The sequence below is a fragment of the Thermodesulforhabdus norvegica genome (assembly GCF_900114975.1).
In the GTDB taxonomy this organism is placed as follows: Bacteria; Desulfobacterota; Syntrophobacteria; order Syntrophobacterales; family Thermodesulforhabdaceae; genus Thermodesulforhabdus; species Thermodesulforhabdus norvegica.
Genome location: NZ_FOUU01000003.1, coordinates 179232 through 202421 on the forward strand (window position 1 = coordinate 179232; position 23190 = coordinate 202421).

Annotated in this window: 20 protein-coding genes; 19 read left to right on the forward strand and 1 reads right to left on the reverse strand. The window is 50.1% G+C overall.

Annotated elements, in window-relative coordinates; genetic code table 11:
- Positions 1 to 45: 45 nt before the first annotated feature.
- The 13 genes from ispG (at position 46) to BM091_RS06935 (ending at position 15320) form a co-directional block, all read left to right on the forward strand.
- A complete protein-coding gene (gene ispG / locus BM091_RS06875) occupies positions 46 to 1134 on the forward strand; it encodes a flavodoxin-dependent (E)-4-hydroxy-3-methylbut-2-enyl-diphosphate synthase (protein WP_093394515.1) in 1089 nt (362 codons plus the stop codon).
- Complete coding sequence (locus tag BM091_RS06880) at positions 1122 to 3308, forward strand: RelA/SpoT family protein (RefSeq protein ID WP_245735295.1); 2187 nt, start codon at positions 1122 to 1124, stop codon at positions 3306 to 3308. The genes ispG and BM091_RS06880 overlap by 13 nt, the downstream gene beginning before the upstream one ends.
- Positions 3309 to 3323: 15 nt before the next feature.
- Positions 3324 to 4514, forward strand: a complete 1191-nt coding sequence (locus BM091_RS06885) for a M24 family metallopeptidase (RefSeq protein ID WP_093394516.1) — start codon at positions 3324 to 3326, stop codon at positions 4512 to 4514.
- Positions 4515 to 4552: 38 nt separating this feature from the next.
- On the forward strand, positions 4553 to 5458 hold the full coding sequence (cbiQ, locus tag BM091_RS06890; RefSeq protein WP_177193561.1) for a cobalt ECF transporter T component CbiQ: 906 nt from the start codon (positions 4553 to 4555) through the stop codon (positions 5456 to 5458).
- Positions 5459 to 5522: 64 nt separating this feature from the next.
- Positions 5523 to 8063, forward strand: coding sequence for a TIGR03960 family B12-binding radical SAM protein (locus tag BM091_RS06895; RefSeq protein WP_093394519.1), 2541 nt, complete (start codon positions 5523 to 5525; stop codon positions 8061 to 8063).
- A complete protein-coding gene (locus tag BM091_RS06900; RefSeq protein WP_093394521.1) occupies positions 8053 to 9624 on the forward strand; it encodes an Rne/Rng family ribonuclease in 1572 nt (523 codons plus the stop codon). Before BM091_RS06895 ends, BM091_RS06900 begins: the two co-directional genes overlap by 11 nt.
- Positions 9625 to 9629: 5 nt before the next feature.
- On the forward strand, positions 9630 to 11411 hold the full coding sequence (locus BM091_RS06905) for a chloride channel protein (protein ID WP_093394522.1): 1782 nt from the start codon (positions 9630 to 9632) through the stop codon (positions 11409 to 11411).
- Between the two features lie 4 nt (positions 11412 to 11415).
- Positions 11416 to 12714, forward strand: a complete 1299-nt coding sequence (gene hemL / locus BM091_RS06910; protein ID WP_093394523.1) for a glutamate-1-semialdehyde 2,1-aminomutase — start codon at positions 11416 to 11418, stop codon at positions 12712 to 12714.
- Between the two features lie 57 nt (positions 12715 to 12771).
- The gene (locus tag BM091_RS06915; protein ID WP_093394525.1) at positions 12772 to 13005 is read left to right on the forward strand and encodes an AtpZ/AtpI family protein; all 234 of its coding nucleotides are present in this window, start codon (positions 12772 to 12774) and stop codon (positions 13003 to 13005) included.
- Positions 13002 to 13391 carry an ATP synthase subunit I gene (locus tag BM091_RS06920; RefSeq protein ID WP_093394526.1) on the forward strand — a complete coding sequence of 130 codons (390 nt, stop codon included), beginning with the start codon at positions 13002 to 13004 and terminating at the stop codon, positions 13389 to 13391. The genes BM091_RS06915 and BM091_RS06920 overlap by 4 nt, the downstream gene beginning before the upstream one ends.
- 3 nt (positions 13392 to 13394) lie before the next feature.
- The gene (atpB, locus tag BM091_RS06925; RefSeq protein WP_093394528.1) at positions 13395 to 14117 is read left to right on the forward strand and encodes a F0F1 ATP synthase subunit A; all 723 of its coding nucleotides are present in this window, start codon (positions 13395 to 13397) and stop codon (positions 14115 to 14117) included.
- 81 nt (positions 14118 to 14198) lie between these two features.
- The gene (gene atpE, locus BM091_RS06930; protein WP_093394529.1) at positions 14199 to 14582 is read left to right on the forward strand and encodes an ATP synthase F0 subunit C; all 384 of its coding nucleotides are present in this window, start codon (positions 14199 to 14201) and stop codon (positions 14580 to 14582) included.
- Positions 14583 to 14687: 105 nt separating this feature from the next.
- Entirely contained in the window at positions 14688 to 15320 is a 633-nt protein-coding gene (locus BM091_RS06935; protein ID WP_093394531.1) for a redox-sensing transcriptional repressor Rex, read from the forward strand.
- A 2-nt stretch (positions 15321 to 15322) separates the two neighbouring features.
- On the opposite strand, the gene BM091_RS06940 is transcribed toward BM091_RS06935, so the two are convergent.
- Positions 15323 to 17269, reverse strand: a complete 1947-nt coding sequence (locus BM091_RS06940; RefSeq protein ID WP_093394532.1) for a magnesium chelatase subunit D family protein — start codon at positions 17267 to 17269, stop codon at positions 15323 to 15325.
- A 246-nt stretch (positions 17270 to 17515) separates the two neighbouring features.
- Between BM091_RS06940 and BM091_RS06945 the strand changes: the two genes are divergently transcribed.
- The 6 genes from BM091_RS06945 to BM091_RS06970 all read left to right on the forward strand — a co-directional run bounded on the left by BM091_RS06945 (position 17516) and on the right by BM091_RS06970 (position 23181).
- Complete coding sequence (locus BM091_RS06945; RefSeq protein ID WP_093394534.1) at positions 17516 to 18874, forward strand: DUF1015 domain-containing protein; 1359 nt, start codon at positions 17516 to 17518, stop codon at positions 18872 to 18874.
- 25 nt (positions 18875 to 18899) lie between these two features.
- Entirely contained in the window at positions 18900 to 19622 is a 723-nt protein-coding gene (locus BM091_RS06950) for a tRNA1(Val) (adenine(37)-N6)-methyltransferase (protein WP_093394535.1), read from the forward strand.
- Positions 19623 to 19658: 36 nt separating this feature from the next.
- Complete coding sequence (locus BM091_RS06955) at positions 19659 to 20450, forward strand: SDR family oxidoreductase (RefSeq protein ID WP_093394537.1); 792 nt, start codon at positions 19659 to 19661, stop codon at positions 20448 to 20450.
- A 9-nt stretch (positions 20451 to 20459) separates the two neighbouring features.
- Positions 20460 to 21473: a beta-ketoacyl-ACP synthase III gene (locus BM091_RS06960; protein ID WP_093394538.1), complete on the forward strand. Its 1014-nt coding sequence runs from the start codon at positions 20460 to 20462 to the stop codon at positions 21471 to 21473.
- 118 nt (positions 21474 to 21591) lie between these two features.
- Positions 21592 to 22638 carry a DUF933 domain-containing protein gene (locus tag BM091_RS06965; protein WP_093394540.1) on the forward strand — a complete coding sequence of 349 codons (1047 nt, stop codon included), beginning with the start codon at positions 21592 to 21594 and terminating at the stop codon, positions 22636 to 22638.
- Between the two features lie 15 nt (positions 22639 to 22653).
- On the forward strand, positions 22654 to 23181 hold the full coding sequence (locus BM091_RS06970) for a PilZ domain-containing protein (protein ID WP_093394541.1): 528 nt from the start codon (positions 22654 to 22656) through the stop codon (positions 23179 to 23181).
- Positions 23182 to 23190: the final 9 nt, after the last annotated feature.

A 23190-nucleotide genomic window follows, 5' to 3' on the forward strand; every position in this document is an offset into this window, starting at 1 on the left:
GGCATCGGCTGCGATAAATTTATTTGGTTCCGGGAGACAATGCCAATGATTCATAGCAGAATCGGCAGTAGAAGAACAAAAAAAATTTATGTGGGTAGTGTGGCAATCGGGGGAGATGCTCCCGTAGTCGTTCAATCCATGACGAACACCGACACGAGAGATTTTGATGCCACGGTGTCTCAGATCCGGAGACTGGAAGCCCGGGGGTGCGAGGTTGTAAGAGTTGCGGTGCCGGACATGGATGCCGCATCGACTCTGGAGCGCATTAAAAAGGCCATTTCCATACCTCTCATTGCGGACATTCACTTTGATTATCGTCTTGCCCTTGCCGCCCTCAGAGCCGGGGTTGACGGCCTTCGCCTCAATCCCGGAAACATTGGCGGAAGGGAAAAGATCAGGCGTGTGGTAAAGGAAGCCCTGGATCGCCGTGTTCCCATCAGAGTGGGGGTAAACAGCGGCTCGCTGGAGAAGGATATCCTGGCCCGATATGGTCGGCCTTCGCCGGAAGCTCTCGTTGAAAGCGCCTTAAGAAATGTGAGAATCCTGGAAGACGAAGGTTTTAACCTCATCAAGATATCCATAAAGTCTTCCAGCGTTATGGATACCATACGGGCTTACATGCTTCTTTCCGAAAAAGTGGACTATCCGCTTCATCTGGGAGTTACCGAAGCCGGTACACTGGTGCAGGGAGCGGTAAAGTCTGCCGTGGGCCTCGGTGTCCTTCTTTACCACGGAATTGGGGACACGATAAGGGTCTCCATTACGGGACCTCCTGAAGAAGAAATGCCCATAGCCTACGGAATTCTTCGTTCACTGGGACTTAGGGAGCGCGGTGTGGAGGTGATCAGTTGCCCGACCTGCGGTCGTACCGAGATAGATGTTTTGACCCTCGCCTGTGAAATAGAAAAAAGAACCGCCACGATAAAAAAACCTCTGAAAGTAGCCGTTATGGGTTGCGTGGTTAACGGGCCCGGGGAGGCAAGAGAAGCCGATGTGGGGATTGCCGGCGGGCGAGGAAAGGGTATCATTTTTAAAAAGGGAAGGGTTGTAAAAAAGATTGCTGAAGCTGAACTGCTTTACGCGCTGCTCCGGGAAATAGAAGAACTTACGGGAGAACCGCTGTGCAGGACGTGATGTTTTTCGACATAATTGACCGGATTCGCTCATATTACCCCGATGCGAACATAAGACTGGTCGAAAAAGCCTATGTTCTGGCGGCTCGGGCTTACAGAAAGTCGCCTTCCCCCCTAAAGTCGCATTTTATGCTCCACGAACTTGCCGTTGCTTCCATTCTTGCCGGGATGCATCTGGACGAAGAAGCTATCGCCTCAGGCATTCTCCACAACATCCTTGCCGTTAACGGAGTGACCAAAGAAACAATCAAACAGCATCTCGGGGACAGGGTGGCCACAATAGTAGAAGGAGTCGATCGCCTTAACCGTCTGAATTACAGCAAAAAAGAAGAACAGCAGGCAGAATATCTCCGAAAAATGATCCTGGCAGTGGCTAAGGATATCAGGGTAATTCTCGTAAAGCTGGCAGATCGGCTTCACAGAATGCAGATGCTAACGGAACGCCAGGATCTTAAAGAGGTCTTTGATCCGCTGGATCTGGCAAGAGAAACTCTCGATATTTATGCCCCTCTTGCGGCCCGTCTGGGTATAGAATGGATGAAAAAAGAGCTGGAAAATCGGTCACTGATGATTCTTAATCCCGAGGAATATTACGCCATAGAAAATGCCCTTAAACAGACCGAAGAGGAACGCAATCTTTACATACAGCGGGTGAAAGAGATACTCGAAAGGGTTCTTGGAGAAAACCAGATAGAAGCCAGAATACTGGGCAGGCCGAAGCACATTTACAGCATTTACAAAAAGATAAAAGGGCAAAACATAGACATAAATCGGGTGTACGACTTGATAGCCTTTCGTGTCATCGTAAAGAGTGTGAAGGATTGTTATGAGGTGCTAAGCATAATTCACTCGATGTGGGAGCCTCTGCCCGGAAGATACAAAGATTTCATACTCAGGCCCAAACCCAATCGTTATCAGTCTCTCCACACGACGGTAAAGGGGCCTCTTGGCTACCCCATGGAAGTCCAGATAAGGACCGAAGAAATGGACAGGATAGCCAACGAGGGCATTGCCGCCCACTGGCTCTACAAGGAAGGCCGCCCCTTCGATCCGACGAAGGTGGAAGAGATTCAGAAGTACACGTGGCTTCGTCAGATTCTTGAGTGGAAGGATAGGCTCAGGGATCCCGGCGAGGTTTTCAGGTCCATCAGTCTGGATCTCTTTCCCGACGAAGTCTATGTTTTTACGCCTCAGGGCGACATAAAAGTTCTGCCTAAAGGATCAACCCCTGTCGATTTCGCCTACCTTATTCACACGGAGGTGGGCCACAGGTGTATCGGTGCCCGGGTAAACGGGAAAATAGTTCCCCTTAAGTACGAGCTCCAGAGCGGTGATACCGTAGAAATTATAACTTCCAAGAATCAGAGACCCAGTAAGGACTGGCTGCAATTTGTAAAGACTTCCAAGGCCAGAAACCGAATCAGACACTGGATTAATATGGCCGAACAGGAACAGGCCATAGCTATCGGTCGGGAGCTCTGTGAGAAGGAGTTCAGAAAAAAAGGGGTGAATTTCAATGAATATGTGAATTCCCCTGAGTTGCTTGAGGTGGCCAGGGCTTTTTCCCTGAAATCTGTAGACGATCTCCTGGCCAGCGTCGGTTTTAAAAAGATAAGCCCGGGGCAGGTTCTGGGAAGGCTCCTTCCCGAAAGTGGGCAGGTCTCGACAAAGGTAGAAGATCAATCTATCGGCGAAGCAGAAGTTCCCGGCAGGAGGAAGGAAAAAGGCGACGGAGTCCGTGTGGTTGGCGGAGGAAGCGTCTTGACCCGCTTTGCCCGTTGCTGTACGCCTCTCCCGGGTGAGCCTATAGTTGGCTATGTGACCAGAGGACGGGGTGTAAGTGTCCACAGGAGGTCCTGTAAAAACATTGCCAATGCCGAGCCGGAAAGATTGATTGATGTTGAATGGGACACGAGTTCAGAAGATCTTTATTCTGCTTCGCTCAGGCTGGTCTTTGCCAATAAGAAGGGTATTCTTGCCGGAATCAGTTCTACTCTTTCGCAAATGGATGCGGAAATGAGAGCCCTTCAGGTAAAGCCACTCCCGGACGGTCTGCACGAAGGCCTGATAACCGTTGCGGTTAAGGATCAGGAGCATTTGAAGAGGGTCATGATTACGCTGAAAGGAGAAAGGGATATTTACAGTGTGGAACGTGTTGCTTCCGAAATAAGATGAGCAAGAGGTCCGGGTATGCTCTTTGAAACGGCAGAAATTGAAAGGCGCATCGAGGGGTTTCGGAGGCTTTTGAAAGACGAAAGCGTGCCCTGTGAGGTAACCGTTATCCATCATCTTGCCGACGTTTTCTACTTTTCGGGAACCATTCAAGATGGCTTCATAATAATAGGCTCCGAAGGTGATCCTCTGTTTGCCCTGAAAAGAAATGTCGATCGCGCGAAGAAAGAAACGCCTCTGAAATCGGTAGAACCTTTGAGGAGAAGTGGTGACCTGAGGGATTTTCTGCTCAGGGCTTGCGGTCAACCCCCCCGATCTGTGGGCATGGCGCTGGATGTAATGAGTGTCCTTGAGTATGAGAAGATTCGTCGTCTTTTGAAGGGAGCGGAAATTGTGGACGTAAGCTCCTGTATCAGGAAAGTTCGTTCGAAAAAAAGCGGGGAAGAATTAGAGCTTATGAGAGGAGCTGCTCGTATAGGTCATTGGGTTTATGAAAAAGCCCGGGAAATTATTGCTCCGGGGATGGACGAATGGCAGCTGTCTGCGACCCTTGAGTATGAAGCGCGACTTAAGGGGAACCTGGGAATAATAAGGGTCAGAAACCGGCGTCTTGAAATGTACTTTGGTCACATACTGAGCGGCGGCGAAGCCTCGCTTCCTTCATACGGAGACTTTCCCACGGGGGGAGCGGGGGTGAGCCCGGCCTTTTCGCAGGGATCAACGTCTCGAAAGATCGGGAGTAATGAAGTCGTCAGCATCGATACGATGATAAACAATCACGGGTACCTCAATGACCAGACGAGAAACTTCTCGCTTGGTAAGCCGCCCGATATACTCCGCCGAGCCTTTGATTTGTCCCTTGAACTGCACGAGCTTTTCAGGAGAAAAGCCCTGCCGGGAACCACAGGTGGTGGGCTTTATGATGAGATCATGAAGCGAGTTTCCGCTACGGATCTGGCCCCTTATTTTATGGGATACGGACAGAACAGGGTTGTCTTCATAGGACACGGGATAGGCATAGAGGTGGATGAAGTTCCTTTTATTGCCCGAAATCAGAAAACGGTCATAGAAGCCGGTATGACCGTTGCCTTTGAGCCAAAGTTCGTTGTCCCCGGTGTGGGTGTGGTGGGGATAGAAAATACCTACTTGATAAACGACCATGGCGCGGTATCTATGAATATATCGCCCGAGGAACTGGTTGTGCTTTAAAGCTGATCCTATCCGGAATTGTTGCTGAGATGAAAACAATGGTCATCCCTTTTTGGTGCTGGGCGGGTTTTGTTATTTTACCTCTGTTTTTGGCGGGCTTCCGATATGTTCTTTTTAAAAGGCGAACGGAAAACGGCGGTACGACAGACCTTATCACTGACAGGGCAATTCCGCCGGCAGGTTTAATCGCCGGAAAAACCTTTTTTTCCCGCTGGGATGCCCGCTGCAAGATAATCTCTTTGGTTATTTTTACGTTTTTTGTGGTCATAACCGACGACCTTCGGGTGCTTCTGGCCGAGCTTCTCTTTACGCTCCTTCTGTTTTTTATAACCCGTATCCCCGGAGAAATTCTCTTAAAAAGGCTAACCGCGGTAGTGCCTTTTCTTTTTTTCCTGAGCTTTTTTCTCGTAGTCCTGTCGCCGCATGAAGGATCTTCCGTCAGGGTGATTTTAGAACCCCTTGACCCCTTTGTGCTGAACCGGGATGCCCTGGTTATTTCGGCAAGGATCTCTCTTAAAGCACTGATAGTCGTGTCCGTCATGCCCATTATGATCGACACATCTCCCTATGCGGTAACCATACTTGCCCTTAAATCCATCGGAGTTCCCGAAAGCGTTGCACAGATACTGCTTTTGGCTTATCGGTATATTTTTGTGTTTAAAGATGAGGCTCTTCGGATGTACCGGGCAATGTTGTTAAGGGGATTTAGACCGCGTAGCGATTTGAGGACCTTTAGAATTTCGGGAAATTTTCTGGCCATGATATTTATCAGAAGTTATGAACGAACACAGCGCATTCACGACGCCATGGTTGCCCGGGGTTACAGGGGAAAGATACCCCGGGTGGTGTCTTTTAAAATATCCCCGATGGATATTGCGATGGCTGTGTTATGGGTTTGTATGGGGGTGGCAGGATGGATCTGGTCATTGGCGACGCCTTTCTGAGGCCTTTTAACTTCTGGAGTCTCATAAAGTATGCCGGTCGATTCCAGTACAGTCGGTGAAGATAATGGATCTGCTGAAGGTTGAAAAACCGGGTAGATATGTGGGGATGGAGTACTCCTTCTGTAAAAAACGCTGGGGTGATGCCAGCGTTCGTTGGGTACTCGTTTTCCCCGACGTGTATGAAGTGGGACTCAGCCATCTCGGGCTTCGTATCATCTACCACAGGCTGAACTCTCTTGAGGGTGTTCTGGCCGATCGTGCCTATACGCCCTGGCCTGATATGGAAAGGTATTTAAGAAGTCGTAAGGATCCCCTCCTTTCGATAGAACAAAGGGCTCCGCTTTCCTCTTTTGACTTTGTGGGGTTTAGCCTTCAGTACGAACTCAGCTATACGAACATACTTACCGTGCTTGATCTTTCCGGTATACCTCTACGGGCGGCCGAGCGAAGCGAAAGAGATCCCCTGGTGGTTGCCGGAGGTAGCTGCGTTTTTCATGCGGAACCGGTAGCCGAGGTGTTTGATTTGATGGTTATCGGTGAGGGGGAAGAGGTCGTTGTTGAACTGGTGGAACTCTACAGGAAGTGGAAAAAAGAGGGGGGAACGCGCCGGGGTTTCCTTGAAGAGGCCCGCTCAATACCGGGAGTCTATGTGCCGGCTTTTTTCTCGCCTGTTTACTCTCCTGCCGGTCGCCTGGCCGATATAAAACCTTTATTCCCCGACTATACCGGTGTAAGCAAAAGGATTGTCGCGGATCTCGACGGTGGATCCATCGATGCAGAAGGGGACATCATTCCCGTTATGGGAATTGTCCATGACAGGCTCACGGTGGAAATTGCCAGAGGCTGTACGAGAGGGTGCAGGTTCTGTCAGGCAGGATATATCTATCGCCCCGTAAGAGAGTTGAGCCCGGGTAGGGTGATCGAGAGAGTGTTAAGGGGGGTTGAGAAAACCGGATATGAGGAAGCATCTCTTCTTTCTTTGAGTACAGGCGATTATTCGGCAATACAGGTTCTCCTGCCCCTTATTACGAAAATGCTGGAGAAATACCGTACGGCCGTTTCTCTGCCATCCCTTAGAGTTGGAACCCTTACGGAAGAAATGATCGGGGCGATCAAAAGGGTAAGGAAAACGGGGTTTACTCTGGCTCCCGAAGCCGGTAGCGAAAGGCTCAGAAGGGTTATAAACAAAGATATCAGCACAGATGAGCTGATGACTACGGCGGAGAAGGTTTTCAAATCGGGATGGAAGCTGTTAAAGCTCTACTTTATGATAGGCCTGCCTGCAGAAAGAGAGGATGATCTTGAGGGCATTGTGTCTCTCTGTCGGGAACTCTGGAAACTCGGGAAACCCCACCGGGCAAGATTAAACGTATCCGTTTCCACCTTTGTTCCCAAGCCTCATACTCCTTTTCAGTGGTGCGGTCAGGCTTCCAGAGAGGTCATTGCCGAAAAATTGGCCTATCTTAAGGATCGTCTGAGGCGCTTTAGAGGGGTTACCCTTAAGTGGCACGATCCGGGGCAGAGTTTCTGGGAAGCCGTTATGGCACGAGGTGACAGGCGTCTTTTCGACGTAATTTTAAGGGCCTGGGAAAAAGGCGCTCGCATGGATGGATGGACAGAGCAGTTCAGGGAAAACATCTGGTACGAAGCTGCGGCAGATTTCGGCATATCGCCCGGAGAATACGCCCTGAGAAGCATCGCCTTTGAAGAAGTGTTACCCTGGGACCATTTATCAACCCTTGTGGATAAACAATACATTTTCGAAGAATACGGAAAGGCGCTCTCCGGCGAGTATACCGGTGACTGTCGTTATCGGGGCTGTACCGGTTGCGGTGTTTGTGATTTCAGGGAGATAAAGCCGGTGATCTGGGGTAACGATTCCCTGAAGCTTGAACTTGAAAGGAAGTACGAAAAAGAGCGAATGCACCTTGATGGTGAAGTCGGGGAATTCTGGTATCGATTTTACTATGTAAAAACGGATCTCGCCCGTTTCTTTTCTCAAACGGACCTTCAGCGATTGCTGGCACGAGCGGCCCGTAGAGCGGCTATTCCACTCGCCTATTCTAAAGGATTTCACCCCCATCCCAGGATATCCTTTGTGGATGCAGTACCCGTGGGCATGGAAAGCCTCTGTGAAACCGGCTACCTGGCTCTGACGCATAAGATGGATCCTGAGGAGATTCTTAAGAGATGGAATTCGGAACTGCCGGGCTCTGTAGAAATTGCACGGGTGTGCGAAGTGCAGGGAAAACCGACCATACATATCCCCGAGGAGATGTGGTATCGGGTTGAAGGGCTTGGAGATGAAGAGGTTCTTACGCTGTCACGGTGGCTGAATAGCCTGTCAGATAACGATATCCTTGAGGTGCCCAAGGCGAAGGGTATCAGAAAGGTGTTGTTGAAGGATGTGATGATGGTTATGGAATTTACCGGGAAAAATTCTATTCTGGTTGGCCTTAGAACGAAGGAAGGACTTATCGTCAGGCCGCAACATATTCTCAGACATGCAGGTATTGACGAAGAAAGGATAGCGGAATTGAGAATGGTCAAAGTTGGTTATGAGAGACCGAGAGAGTTGACTCACGAGGTGTTCAATGCCTTGTGAACTGATTATCAATGCAGCATCTTACGAAACCCGGGTGGCTCTCGTTGAAGATGGTCACGTTGCAGAGTTCTACATTGAGCGAAGGTCCGATAAGACCATTGTCGGCAACATCTATAAGGGACGGGTGGTAAAGATTCTGCCCGGTATGCAATCGGCCTTTGTTGATATCGGCCTTCCTAAGGCGGCCTTTCTCTACGTAGGGGATGTGTGTTTCACTCCGGACGAAGTCTTCATGGACGCCTTTGTCGATGAGATGGAAAACGGGGTGGACAAGGATGAAGGGGTTTCTCTTGAGACCGGTTTTGATAGGGAAAGGCCCTCCTGTGTTCCGATAGAAGATCGCCTTAGAGAAGGTCAGGAAATTCTCGTGCAAATTTCCAAGGAGCCTCTGGGAAACAAAGGAGCAAGGGTCACGACGCACCTGACAATTCCGGGGAGGCATCTCGTGCTGATGCCCATGGTCAGGCACGTTGGAGTCTCCCGGAGAATAGAGGATGAAACGGAAAGGGAAAATCTTCGTGAAATGGTTCGTTCCATGAAGCCTCCGGAATACGGCTTCATAGTCAGGACTGCCGCGGAGGGGGCCGACAGAGAGAAACTTAAGGCAGAAATGGAGTTTCTTCTAAAACTCTGGGAGGGAATTCAAAAGAGGGCGGCTGCCTCGCCCGTTCCTTCTCTCGTGCATAGAGAACTGGATATTGTTCTCAGGGCGGTTAGAGATCTTTTCACCCGGGAAGTCGAGCGGGTGGTGGTGGATTCCGAACGGGAATACAACAGAATTATTCGCTTTGTGGATTCTTTTATGCCCTCTCTGAAGTACAGCGTTGAGCTCTACAACGGAAGCCGTCCCATTTTCGAAGCCTACGGCATAGATGTGGAAATTCAGCGTGCCCTGAACAAGAAGGTGTGGTTGAAATCAGGCGGTTACATAGTGATAGAAACCACGGAGGCCCTAACGGCGATAGATGTCAACACGGGCCGCTATGTGGGAAAGAGGAACTTTGATGAAACCATATTGAAAACAAATCTCGAGGCCGTCAAGGAGATAGCCTATCAACTGCGGCTGAGAAATATCGGTGGGATAATAATCATAGACTTTATCGACATGGAAAAGGGTGCGGACAGGGAAAGGGTATTTCAGGCTCTTGTTGAGGCCGTCAAGAAGGATCGAAGTAAAACCAAGGTTCTGAGAATGTCAGATTTTGGCCTGGTGGAAATGACGCGAAAACGAACCCGTGAAAGCCTTGCGAGGCTTCTGCAGGAGCCCTGCCCTTACTGTGATGGTACGGGTTACGTGAAGTCCCGGCAGACGGTCTGCCACGAAATACTCAGAGCTCTTGAAAGAGAGAGGAAAGAGCTTTTGGGAAGGAAGGTCCTTATAAGAGCTCATCCGGACGTTGTGGCTCTTTTCTACGACGATGAGCGTCAGGCCTTTGAGGAAGCCGAAGAGGCCTTAATGGGCAGGATCTATCTTAAAGGAGAACCCGACTTTCATGTAGAACAATACACTATTGAACCTCTGGATGCTTCTACAAAAGAAGGGGGTCTTTCGGAGGCTTGAGACAGATGTCGGTAATTGTGGCGATTGCCCGAAAGCTTGAATCCAGACGAAGCGTCAAGTGGATTGTTTACGGTAGCATTATCGGTGTTGTGAGCGCCCTCGGAGCCGCCTTCTTTTTCGTCTGTCTGGAATGGGGCAAGTTTTTTTGTTTTGAGTACCTGGCGGGATTTAAGTTGACTCATCCTGCGGGGGAGCATCTCGTACGCAGGGAGGTTTCTACCGAATTCCGAAGGTGGCTCATGGTGTTGCTTCCTGCAATAGGCGGGTTGATTTCGGGCTTCATCGTCTATACCTGGGCTCCTGAAGCGGAGGGTCACGGTACCGATGCCATGATCGATGCCTTCCACAACCGTAAGGGCCTGGTCAGATGGCGGGTGCCCTATGTAAAAAGCCTTGCATCAATTGTAACGCTGGCAACAGGGGGTAGCGCCGGTCGTGAAGGCCCGATAGCTCAGATAGGATCCGGTTTTGGATCCTGGCTTGCCCAGGTTTTGAACCTTAGCGCCCGGGACCGAAGAATAATGCTTCTGGCGGGATGTGCCGGTGGACTGGGCGCAATATTTCGTGCGCCTATTGGCGGAGCGCTCACGGCCGTTGAAGTTCTCTACCGTGAGGATTTTGAGTCCGAAGCAATAGTTCCCTGCGTCATATCTTCCGTGGTGGCCTATTCACTTTTTACCACGGCATTCGGATTTCAGCCCATCTTTGATATTCCCCATGTTAGGTTTACCAACCCGAAGGAGCTTCTTTTGTATGCGATGCTTGCACTGATATGTGTTCCCTTCGGATTTCTCTACGTAAAGTTTTTTTACGGCCTCAGAGACCGTTTTTTTCGGCCTTTGCCGTTAAAAAATCATTTTAAGCCGGCATTGGGCGGTCTGGTCGTGGGACTCATAGGACTCGGGTTTCCTCAGGTCCTCAGCGGGGGTTACGGCACAATACAGCAGGCTCTTTACGGTCAGTTAAGTGTTTCTCTGATGTTTGCCCTGGCCTTCATGAAAATTATGGCAACCTCTTTTACCATATCGTCAGGAGGGAGCGGTGGTGTCTTCGGCCCTTCACTTTACATAGGCGCCATGATCGGTGGTGCCGTGGGGCATCTGGGCAATATCCTTTTTCCCGGTGTCGTAAGCCATCCCGGGGCATTTGCCCTGGTGGGTATGGGTGCTTTTTTTGCCGGGGTTGCCAAAGCGCCTCTTGGAGCACTTATGATGGTAAGTGAGATGACCCAGGGTTACGGTCTGCTGGTTCCGCTGATATTCGCCTCGACCATCACGATGATCCTTTCTCAAAAATGGCACCTTTACGAAAAACAGGTGCTTAACAAATTCGCTTCGCCTGCTCACAGGGCCGAGGCGGTGGTTAACGTTCTGCAAGGGCTCACGGTAAGAGATGTCTGTCCCACCGACCGGTCCGTGACGATGCTTCCTATCGATATGACCCTGGGCGAGCTGAAACGGTTGATGGCCAGAACCGACGAAACCTTCTTTCCCGTTGTGGATCAGTCATTCCGCTTGAAGGGGATACTGGCGCTTCCGAGAATACGGGGAGTGGTTCTGGAGGAAGACGTCCTGTCCGATCTGGTCGTGGTAGGGGAACTGATGTCGGATCCGGTTTTCATAAGATGGGACGAGAGCCTGGATCAGGTGCTGATAAAATTTCTGAAATCCGGCTATTACAGACTTCCGGTGATAAATGATGCCGGTGAATTTGAGGGAATGTTTGGGCTTGATGAGCTGGTTTCGGCTTATCATAGTGAAATAACCCGTTTGAAAGGGGAGGAGTAGAAAGGTGACCGTGGAGAAATCGAAAGAGCTTTACGAAAGGGCCTGCTCTGTTATGCCCGGTGGTGTAAACAGCCCGGTAAGATCCGGAAAGGCCGTGGGAAGCATTCCCGTTTTTGTAAGCAGTGCTTCGGGTGCTTATATCTGGGACGAAGACGGCAATCGATACGTTGACTACGTCTGTTCCTGGGGACCGCTTATACTCGGCCATGCTCATCCTGCTGTGGTCTCGGCGATTAAAGATGTTGCAGAGCGGGGCACGTCCTACGGTATTCCCACAAAGCTTGAAGTGGATATGGCCGAACAGGTTGTGAAAATGGTTCCGTCGGTGGAGATGGTAAGATTTGTCAACTCCGGCACAGAAGCCACGATGAGTGCTCTTCGCCTTGCCAGAGCAGTTACAGGCAGGAAGAAAATTGTGAAGTTCGGAGGTTGTTACCACGGTCACAGTGACTGTCTTCTGGTCAGCTCCGGATCGGGAGTGGTCACGCTGGGAATTCCCGGAAGTCCCGGGGTACCGGAAGAAATCGTCACCCATACCGTGTCGCTTCCCTATAATAACCTGTCGGCAGTGGAAAAGGTATTCGATGAGATGGGAAAGGAGATAGCCGCGGTCATCGTTGAACCCGTTGCCGGTAATATGGGAGTCGTTCCACCGGAAAAGGGGTTTTTGGAGGGATTGAGAAATCTTTGCGACAGGTGGAGCGCTCTTTTAATATTCGACGAAGTAATAACGGGTTTTCGTTTATCTCCGGGTGGAGCACAGCGGTATTACAACGTTATGCCCGACATAACCTGTCTGGGGAAGATTATCGGAGGAGGTCTCCCTGTCGGGGCTTACGGGGGCAGGTCTGAAATAATGAGGGAAGTTGCTCCTTCGGGGAAGGTCTATCAGGCGGGAACACTTTCCGGAAATCCTCTGGCAATGGCCGCCGGTCTTGCGACCCTGAAGATTCTCGAAACCCCCGGTTTTTATGAAGACCTGGAAAAGAAGTCGGCCTATCTCGAGAAAGGGCTTAGAGAGGCGGTGTCGGATGCGGGGGTTGAGATGGTGCTTCAGAGGGTGGGGTCTATGGGTTGCGGTTTTTTCCGGAGCGGTGCGGTGAAAAACTTTGAAGATGCCATCAAAAGTGACACTAATGCTTACGCTCTTTTCTGGCGTGGGATGCTAGAAAATGGCATCTATCTGGCTCCTTCCCAGTTTGAAGCTTTTTTTGTGAGTTCGGCCCATAGTTATGAGGACCTGGACCGCACAATTGATGCGGCTCGAAAAGTTCTTAAGAACATGAGAGGAAAAAAAGATTGACGCATTCAGAAAACCTGTGTTAGTAAGCGTTGTGAATAATTACACGAAGTAGGTCTTATGAAAGAAGAGACTAGGCGCTATGTAAGGCAACTGGTCAGGGCCTCGGCCGTAGGTTTTTCGGTTGCCTTTGCGATTTTTATCGGCGTGGGTATCGGCTTCTGGCTGGATACCAGCTTCGGGACCTGGCCGTGGCTTACGGTGATTTTTATGATTTTCGGTATAATTGCGGGTTTCAGAAATTATTATCGCTTTGCAAAACGCCAGCAAGATGAGGAACGTCGGGGGCTGTGACGGAAGCGGGTTATGAAATAGTCCGGAAAGTAAAGATTCTGCATGTGCTGCTGGGTTCGGCCAGTGTGGTGGTTGTGAGTTACCTTTGGAAGGGGGCGGCACTGAGCGTTTTCCTTGGGTGGGTTCTGATGGCCTGTAATTTTGAATTGCTTGAGTGGCAGATGAAGAGGATTTTCTGTCGTGGTCAGAAGCCCCGGAATAGGTTTGCCGTAATGGTCAAATACTATTTGAGGTTTGTGGTCCTGGCGTTGATTATGTGGCTTGTGATTGCCGAGAAGCTGGTCAAGCCCCTGCCTTTTGCTGCAGGGCTTTTCCTGCTGGGGATAAGTTTCGTCGTGGTGGCCTTTGAGATGTTCATAAAACAGGCTTTGGGAAGAGAGGTGTGAGAAATGGAACATCCGGTTTTGTTTTTACCCATGCTGCTTCAAAAGCTCGGATTACCGGTGGTTCTGAGTGCCGACGAAGCCCAGACGTTTTTACAGAAACTGCTGTTACCCCACGTTATCTACACGTGGTTGCTGATGGTTCTGTTGATCTCCGTTGGCTGGGCCGTGGGCAGGAAGATAGAGCTTGTTCCCGAAGGAGGGCAGAACTTTTTTGAGACCGTTCTCGGTGGGCTTGAGGACTTCATGGTGGGAATTGTCGGAGAAGAGGGGCGCTTTGTGTTTCCTCTTATAGCTTCACTTGCTCTTTTTATACTTTGCAGTAACTACATGGGTATGATTCCGGGATTTTATGCTCCTACGGCAAATCTCAATACAACTCTGGCCTGTGCAATCATCGTTGTGGTTTACACTCATGTAATCGGAGTAAAGTTTCACGGCCTTAAGTATATAAAGCATTTTATGGGACCGGTTCTGTGGCTGGTGCCTTTGATGATGCCCATCGAAATCATAGGCCATCTTGCAAGGGTTATGAGTCTTTCCATCCGTCTTTTTGGGAACATCTTTGGTGAAGAGCTGGTTCTGGCTATTCTGTTCTTCCTTGCCGGCATGTATCTGGCTCCCCTGCCAATGATGGTGCTGGGGTTGTTCACGGGCTTTATTCAGGCTTTCATATTTTGCGTGCTTTCCATGATGTATTTTGCCGGAGCGATGGAAGAAGCACACTAGGTTTTGGAAGGAAGGCCGGAGGTGTTGGTGGTTTATAGATTTTTCAAACTCAATCAATTAAATCAAAGGAGGTACGGTGTTATGCTTCGTAGGACTGGGTTGTTGACGGTGCTCTTCTCGCTTGGTTTTGCTGCTCTGGCGTGTGCTGCAGAGGAAGCCGGTGTGGGTGCAGATGTTACGGTAACGGGATTGAAGTTCTTCTCCTGGTCGGCTCTTGCAGCAGCCGTCGCTATTACCTTCGCAGCAGCCGGTTGTGGTGTCGGTCAGGGACTTGCCGTGAAGGGATCGGTTGAGGGTGTTGCCAGGAACCCTGAGGCATCCGGTAAGATCACGGTTACGATGTTGATCGGTCTGGCGATGATTGAGTCCCTGACGATTTACGCACTGGTTGTGGCGTTGATTCTGATCTACGCAAACCCGGTGAGCAAGCTTATTCAGGGATTTATCGGTCTCGCCGGCCACTAAAGAATCAGCGGGTTTTTTAACGAGGGCCGGTTACAGGGTGAGGGGGGGATGTGAATCTTCCGCTCACCCTGTTTTCAAAAAGCGATTTTTAGAGGTTGTGGTTTTATGAAGTTTACGAAGATTCCGCTGGCCACGATAAACCGACTGTCCGTTTATCTGAGGGTGCTGGAAGACCTTCTTGAAGACAATACGGACGTCATATCTTCTGAAAGGCTGGCGCGTCACTGTGGGGTGAATCCCGCGCAGATCAGGAAAGACCTTGCCTATTTCGGAGAGTTCGGGGTTCGAGGTGTGGGTTATCGGGTTGTGGATCTCATTTCGCAGATAAAAGAAATTCTCGGCCTGAACCGAACCTGGAACCTGGCAATGGTTGGAGTAGGTAACCTGGGGTCTGCCCTCATAAGACACGGAAACTTCATTAAACATGGTTATGTCTTCGCCGCAGCCTTTGATATAGATCCTGAAAAGGTGGGGAAGAAGCTACCAAACGGGCTAATAATCAACCATGTTGATGAGCTCGAAGAGGTTGTAAAAGAAAGGAATATTCATATAGGGGTTATTGCCACGCCTGCCAGTGCAGCTCAAAGCGTTGCCAATCAGCTCATTCTTGCGGGTATAAACGGGATATTGAACTTTGCTCCCGTGCAGATTCAGGTACCCGACTGCTGTCACGTGGAAAACATTGACTTTACCATCAAGCTTGACAGTATAGCCTATCATCTCTCCACAAATTTCTAAATTTATAATCCGCTGTTTTCCTTTAAAAGTCTGTCCATGGGTATGTATGTTGCGTTCATGCGCTGTGAAATGATGTAACCATATCCCATGGCCATGGGGTCCAATTCCGTGTCCACGTATACGGCCTGGATTCCTTTGCGGCGTATTTCACGGGCCAGAGCTAAAGTTTCTTCCAGCGGATCGGAGCCGTAACAGCTCACGTTGGGGCGTCCGTCGGAGAAGACCATTATTACCGGTACGGCTTCGGGATTTTTTTGCATTTCCTGATTAAGGTGCTTGAGAGCAAGACTCAGGCCCTTTGCCAGAGGAGTCCTTCCCCCAACGGGTAGTTCTTCAACTCTGGATATGGCGTCGTGCATGTTGTGAGTCAGGGGAAGCAGGACCTCGGCATCGGTATGCCTGAAGGTAATGATTCCGAGTTTGTCTCGGTGTAAATACATGTCCCGTATAAGGGCTTCGATTATACCCTTGGTCCTGCTCATTCGATTATTGGTTCTCATGGAAGCACTGGAGTCGATGACAAGCATAAGGGTAAGTCCCGTTTTCCGACGCCGCCTGTTAAACCTCAAATCCTGGCTTTTTATTACGACTTTGCCGTTCATACCTCTTTTAAGCTGGTATGGTGCGGCCGCACGGAGTGTACCGGATAGGGAGAGGTCGAAGTCCCGGTCCTGAGGACCGGGCAGCCGAAGTCCTGAACAGATGCCCGATTTGTGGCGCGAAGGAAAGGGGAACCTCCTGCCAGGGTGTGATCCGGGTTGGATGCGATACCAGGGAATTTGAGGAATGACGGGTATATGAGATCCGGGGCAGAGATGGGTTACGCAGGAAAGAGGCGATGCGGCCGATACTTTATCTTTGGTATGAGGCGGTTTGTTCTGATAAAGAGGTTTCCATTCTCCTGATGTTCTGTCCTGATGAGTTTCGTGCTGGTCTATCAGTTGCACAAGCTTTTCTTCGTCGAATTCTTTGCGTTCGAGGGGGTTTTTCTTGACCCTGTGAGGCAGGCTGAGCCTTGCGGCCATGTGGATGTCTTCTTTTCCGACCTCCGATTTTTCCTTTAGAGCCGCATGTGCTCTGGCCGCTTTAACAATGGTAATCTCGGCTCTGTGCCCGTCTGTTTCCATCGCCATTGCCAGGCGGGCGGCAAGCTCGTACATTTCATCGGGTATAATGATGCGGTTAAGATTTTCTCTTGCCCGCCTGATAACTTCTCTAAGCCGGGTATCTTCGGCCGCCCACTGCTTTCTGAAACCCTCCGGGTCGGTTTCAAAGGCAATGCGGCGCTTTATTATTTCGAGCCTTTCTTCCACGGATGCCGCAGCTTTCACGGAAACACAAAGGCCAAAGCGGTCAAGGAGCTGGGGTCTCAGGTCTCCCTCCTCGGGGTTCATGGTCCCTACCAGAACAAAGCGGCTTGCGTGAGTAAAGCTTATACCCTCTCGTTCGACGATATTGACCCCCGACGCCGCAACGTCGAGTAGAAGATCGACGATCTGATCGTTCAGCAGGTTTACCTCATCGACGTAGAGTATGCCTCTATGGGCTTCCGCCAGCAGGCCCGGTTCGAAGGCCTTTTTTCCTTTTTTTATGGCTTCCTCGATGTCAATTGTTCCCAGTAGTCGGTCTTCTGTAGTTCCTATGGGAAGGTTGACCAGGCGAATAGGTCGCTGAACTACGGCCAGGGTTTCTCCATTGCGTACCCTATCCCGACAAAGAGGGCACAGGCTGTCGGTGTCGTCAGGATCACACTGGAAGGGACAGTTTTTAACAACCCTTATTTCGGGCAGAAGGTCTATAAGGGCTCGAACTCCTGTTGATTTTGCAGTACCCCGTTCTCCTTTTATCAGAACCCCGCCTATGGACGGATCGATTACGTTGAGAAGAAGTGCGGTCTTCATCAATTCCTGACCTACCAGAGCCGAAAAAGGATACCTGATTTTTTCCATCGATCCCAGTACCCCTCAATTTCTTGTGAAAAAATTTTTTTGAGTTGTTGCTGCCGCTGTCAGATAACACTTCAGGCCGTGATGGTCAAGCCTTCTGCGCCGTGTCATGTTGAATTCCTAAAACCCTGAGAGGTTCTTAGTGCCGCTTGCAAAAGTGACTGCGCTGTGGTAGCTAACTTTGCCGCTTAATGTAATAAACCGGCTCTGCGCCAGGCTAAAACAGATTATCAGGAGACATTAAAACCGATGGCCTGTATAGCTCCGCTAAGGGGAATTCGCTACAACGAAAAGGTGATCGATCGGTGGGAAAACATCATCACGCCCCCTTATGATGTTATAAGCCCTCAAGAACGTGAAGATTTCCGAAAACGCAGTGAATATAACTTCGTTCATCTGGATTTACCTCGTGACCTGGGCGAAAGTACTGATGGGGATGCCCCTTACCGAAAGGCAGCCGATCTTTATAAAAAGTGGCTCAACAGTGGCATACTCATTCAGGATCTGGAGCCTTGCTTCTACTATTATGAACTGGACTTTACACTGCCCCATGATGCCGCTTTGCATACCCGTAAGGGTTTTATCTGCCTTTTGAAGCTTGAGGAGTTCTTTTCGGGATATGTCTACCCTCACGAAAGAACTTTTTCCAGGGTTAAGGAAGACAGGCTGAAGCTGATGCAATATTGTAAGGCTCAGTTTAGCCCCGTCTTTGCCCTTTATTCCGATCCAGACGACTACGTAACGGATCTGTTTGAAGCCTCTGAAAAAGGCGAACCGCTCGTTCGGTTTCGAGATGTTCAGGGAATGAATCACAGGATCTGGAAACTCTCTGACCCGGGTGTTTTGAAGAGGATCGGTGAATTTTTCCGGGATCGGGATATTTTCATTGCCGACGGTCATCATAGATACGAAACCGCTCTGGCCTACAGGGATTTGAAACGCTCGGAGTTGAGGAATCATAACGATCCGACGATGCCCCATGAGTACTGTCTGATGTACCTTTCTGCAATGGAAAATCCCGGACTTACCATCCTGCCCACCCACAGGATGTTCGTATCTTTTCCCGTTGAAAGGTGGGATTACTTCCTGGAGAAAGCCGGGGAATTTTTTGAAGTCGAAAAAGTTGACTGTACGGATGAAGGTCTGGAAGTTGTTAGGCAGGGTTTAAAGGAGGCTCTTGCAGATTCCAGGACGGCTTTTGGTTGTGCCTGTAGAGATAGAGGATCTCTGGCTCTTCTTATGGGAAGGACGGAGAGTATATTTGCTTACCTGAGGGACTCCGGCGTGGCTCCCTGTTTCTACGATGTAGATGTGGTTATTCTGGATAGGTTGGTTTTCGGTGAGCTTCTCGAGTTGCCGGTTTCCTTACTGGAAGACGAGAGGGTTCTGCACTTCTGTCGCGATATTGATGAAGCCTTTAAGTCCTTGCAGGATGGTTCTTATTCGGCCGGTTTTTTCATAAATCCTACCAGGATTGAACAGGTCTGCAGGGTTGCAAAATCCGGCTACACGATGCCTCACAAGGCAACCTACTTCCATCCAAAGGTCGTGAGCGGACTTGTGCTGTTTTCCATGGACGAATCAGAAAAAATTGCCGGGTTCAATTAAAATCGTTTGTTCCCGTAGAAAACAGATGGAAATTACACGGGATACTCTTTTTGGAGGGCGGCTGGTTGTTTATCAGAGAAGAAGAGGTTACCGATTTTCCGTTGATTCGGTAATTCTTGCAGGTCTTACCCGTGTAAAGGATGGTGATGTTGTCCTGGATCTCGGTTGTGGTTGTGGTGTCGTTGGGCTTATACTTCTTTACCGCCATCCCGGGGTGAAGGTCATAGGGGTTGAAATTCAGGAGTCTTTGTATGAACTTGCCGACATGAATATCAGAGAAAACGGATACCACGGAAGAATGATTCTTCACAGGGGTGACTTTCGTGATATAGATAAATTCCTGGATCCGGAAAGCGTTGATCTTGTTGTTTCCAATCCACCTTACCGTCGGGTGAATACCGGACGGTTGAATCCTGATGAAGAGAAAGCGGTGGCACGTCATGAGCTTTTTGCAACCATCGACGATGTTTTTTCCGTTGCGGCAAGGGTACTGAAACCAAAAGGCAGGGTGTCTTTGATTTATCCGGCTTTCCGGCTTGATGACCTGATAGTTTCGGCGTGGAAACGGGGGTTTCGCCCGAAGCGACTTACCGTGATTTATTCGGATTCCGAAAGTCCGGGCATGCTTGTACACGCCGAATGTGTCAAGGGAGCCGGTCAGGAAGTACGGATTGCGCCGCCCTTTTGCATTTATGAAAGAGATTCAAAGAATTATACTCCGGAAATGCAGAAGTTTTATGAACCCTAGTTAAAATTTAGCCTGTTTGCGGAGGAGGGTTTAAGAATGGATTTAGGGCTTAAGGGAAAGGTTGCTTTTGTGGCGGGTGCCAGCCAGGGGCTGGGGAAGGCCGTGGCTATGGAGTTGGGGCGTGAAGGAGCAAGGCTTGCCATATGTGCTTTGGACGATCCCGAGCTTCCAAGGGCTGTGGAAGAGATCAAGGGACAAACTGGAGCTGAAGTGATAGGAATACCTGCCGATGTAAGCCGCCCGGAAGAAGCGCGGGATTTTGTCAGGAAGGCTCTTGAATATTACGGAACTGTTGACATTCTGGTAAACAACGCCGGGGGGCCGCCTTCGAAACAGTTTCTGGAAATCGACGATGATCTGTGGGAGTTTGGCTTTCGTCTGAATCTCCTGAGCACGATCGTAATGACCCGAGAAGTTGTGCCCGTAATGAAGGAGAAACGCTGGGGCAGAATAATCAACATGACCTCCATATCGGTCAAGCAACCCATTGACGGGCTTATCCTTTCCAACACGATACGTATGGGAGTTGTGGGATTTGCAAAAAGTCTTTCCAACGAATTGGCTCCCTACAATGTCACGGTGAATAATGTTTGCCCGGGGTATACTCTTACGGATCGCGTTAGGAATCTTGCAAAGGTGACTGCCGAGAAGGAAGGAACGACACCCGAGGAAGTCATAAAGCGCTGGGAAGCACAAATCCCGATGGGGCGGCTCGGCACTCCGGAAGAATTTGCGGCCCTCGTTACTTTCCTGGCTTCCGAAAGGGCGGGCTACATCACGGGCGCATCGATACACATAGACGGTGGATATTACAAAGGTGTTATGTAGGAGTGAAATGTGAGCGGGACGGGGAGGAAAGCTTATATAAGGTCTGTTGGTCGTTTTCTGCCGGAAAAACGGCTCACGAATAAAGATCTGGAAAAGATGGTTGATACGTCTGATGAATGGATAGTGACCCGTACGGGCATAAGGGAGAGGAGGATTCTGGAGCCGGGGCTGGGCAATTCCTACATGGCCGTCAGGGCGGCCAGAGAATGTCTGGATCGGGCCGGGGTTTCGGCCGAAAGCGTTGACGTGATTATAGTTGCTACGGTCACTCCCGATATGTTTTTCCCATCCACCGCATGCCTTGTGCAGCGTGATCTGGGGGCTACCGGAGCATGGGGATATGATCTCTCGGCCGGGTGTTCCGGTTTTGTTTTTGCTTTAAGTACTGCCGCACAATTTGTGGAATCCGGTCGGTACGACAGGGTCCTGGTTATCGGAAGTGATGTGATGAGCACGATAATAGATTATACGGATAGGAATACCTGTGTACTCTTTGGAGATGCGGCTGGTGCCGTGCTGGTTGAACCATGTCCGGATCCGGACTACGGAATTCTGGATTTTATACAGCACTGTGACGGTTCGGGCGAACCGTACCTGCACATGAAGGCCGGTGGTAGTCGTCGTCCTGCGTCCCTGGAGACCGTCAAGAACCGGGAGCATTACGTTTATCAGGAAGGCCGTCAGGTCTTCAAGGTTGCTGTGAAGGAAATGGCTTCGGTGACGGAGCAGATAATCAGGAAAAACGGGCTAAAGGGTGAAGAAGTGGCCTTCCTGGTTCCCCATCAGGCAAATCTGCGGATCATTCAGGCAACCGCCGAAAGAGCCGGGATTCCTATGGAACGGGTCGTGGTGAATATAGACAGGTTTGCCAACACGACTGCGGCAACGATACCGCTTTGTCTTTACGACATAGTGGTGGAGGAAAAAAGAGTAAAAAAAGGCGACTACCTGGTACTTTCGGCTTTTGGTGCCGGATATACATGGGGAAGTATTCTCATACGATGGTGGGAAAACGACCTCTAGGAGTTGAATTTACCGGGTGTGCGCCTTCCTTTGCCTAAAGGTTGTTGACTCCGGGGACTCCCGGCGATAACGTTTATACAAGCCGATTTTGAAGCAAACCTGCAGAGAAAGGGAGGAAATGAAGCTCGGCCTTGTGGGTCTGCCCGGAGCAGGAAAGACCACTCTTTTTATGGCTTTAACGGGTCAGGAAGTTGACAGGTCATCCGGCGGTGGAAAAGAGATACTGGTTCAGGGTGTCGTTCCCGTACCTGACGCAAGGCTTGACTGGCTTGTGTCTCAATTTCCTGGGCGGAAAAAGACGGCCGTACAGGTCACTTATGTCGATTTTCATGGATTGGGTTCCGGACGGGATGATAAGAAGTCTTACGTTTCGGCTCTTCTTAATTACGCCCGACCCATGGATGCCTTCGTTATCGTTCTCAGGAATTTTGCCAATCCTGCCTTTCCGCCTCCCGATCCCTGCCGCGATCTGGAAGAACTGACCCAGGAATTCGTTCTGGCGGATCTGGTGACGGTGGAAAAAAGGCTGGAAAAAATCGGGCAGGAAAAAAAGAAAGGTCGCAGGATCCCGGAGAGAGAGCTGGAACTGCTGGAAAAGTGCAGGGATGTGCTCAATGGGGAAGAACCGCTCAGGAAATATCCGGAGCTTGCCGGTGCTCATGAATTGAGAGGCTTTACCTTCCTTTCCGGCAAACCGGTTCTCGTTGTTGTGAACAACGATGACGAAGATCCGGAGGTACCTCCGGGAAATTACGGTGACGTTGAGCCGGTTGCGGTGCGAGCAAGGCTCGAACTGGAGCTCAACAGGCTAAACCCTGATGAAAGCGAAGTTTTTCGGGAGGAATACGGATTAGAATCCAGAGCCTGCGATCTCGTTATTTCCCGTTCTTTTTCGGTCTTGAGACTGGTTACCTTCTACACGGTGGGTGATGACGAGATCAGAGCGTGGACCGTCCAGGAGGGAACAACGGCTCTTAAAGCGGCAGGTACGATACACAGCGACATGGAAAGGGGGTTTATAAGGGCCGAGGTCATTAATTTCGAAGATCTGAAAAAAGTGGGAACCTTTGCATCGGCCAGAAAAGAAGGGCTGATGCGCCTGGAAGGCAGGGATTACATCGTAAAGGACGGGGATATACTCCACATCCGGTTCAGTGCCGGTTAGCCTTGGTGGAGTTTTATGAAAGAGCGTGGGAAGACGGACAGGCCGAAAGAGATAGATGTGTGGGAAAGCCCGCTGAGGCCCTATGTGAGTTTTGTCTGTGATGCTTGTGGGAAAACCAGGCAGGTGCCTGTAGAAAAGTTCAAAAAAGGCGGGCGGGTGCGTCTGCTCTGTTCTTGCGGTTCAGAAACGACCTATCTTGTGAACTTTCGGCGTTCTTTCAGGATTAAGGTTGATAACATACCGGTAGAGATCGGTATTATAAAAAGCCGGCACTTTCCCGAAGGCGCAAAGTTATCCGGTGCCATTGTTGACATGTCGCCTTTAGGGCTGGGCATCAGAGTTCCAAGTGTTCGTCTTTTTTCCAGAGGCGATCTGGTTAACCTTTCTTTTCCCCTTCCCAACGGAATAAAGGATCTGGTGGTCAAACGGGCGGAGGTGATGTGCTCAAACGGGGAAAAAGGTCGGATCGGTGTTGCTTTCGTTGACAGCTATGACGGCGATCGAAGAATTGCGCTCTTCATGAGAAAGCAGGCTGTTGGCTAGCAGATCGGC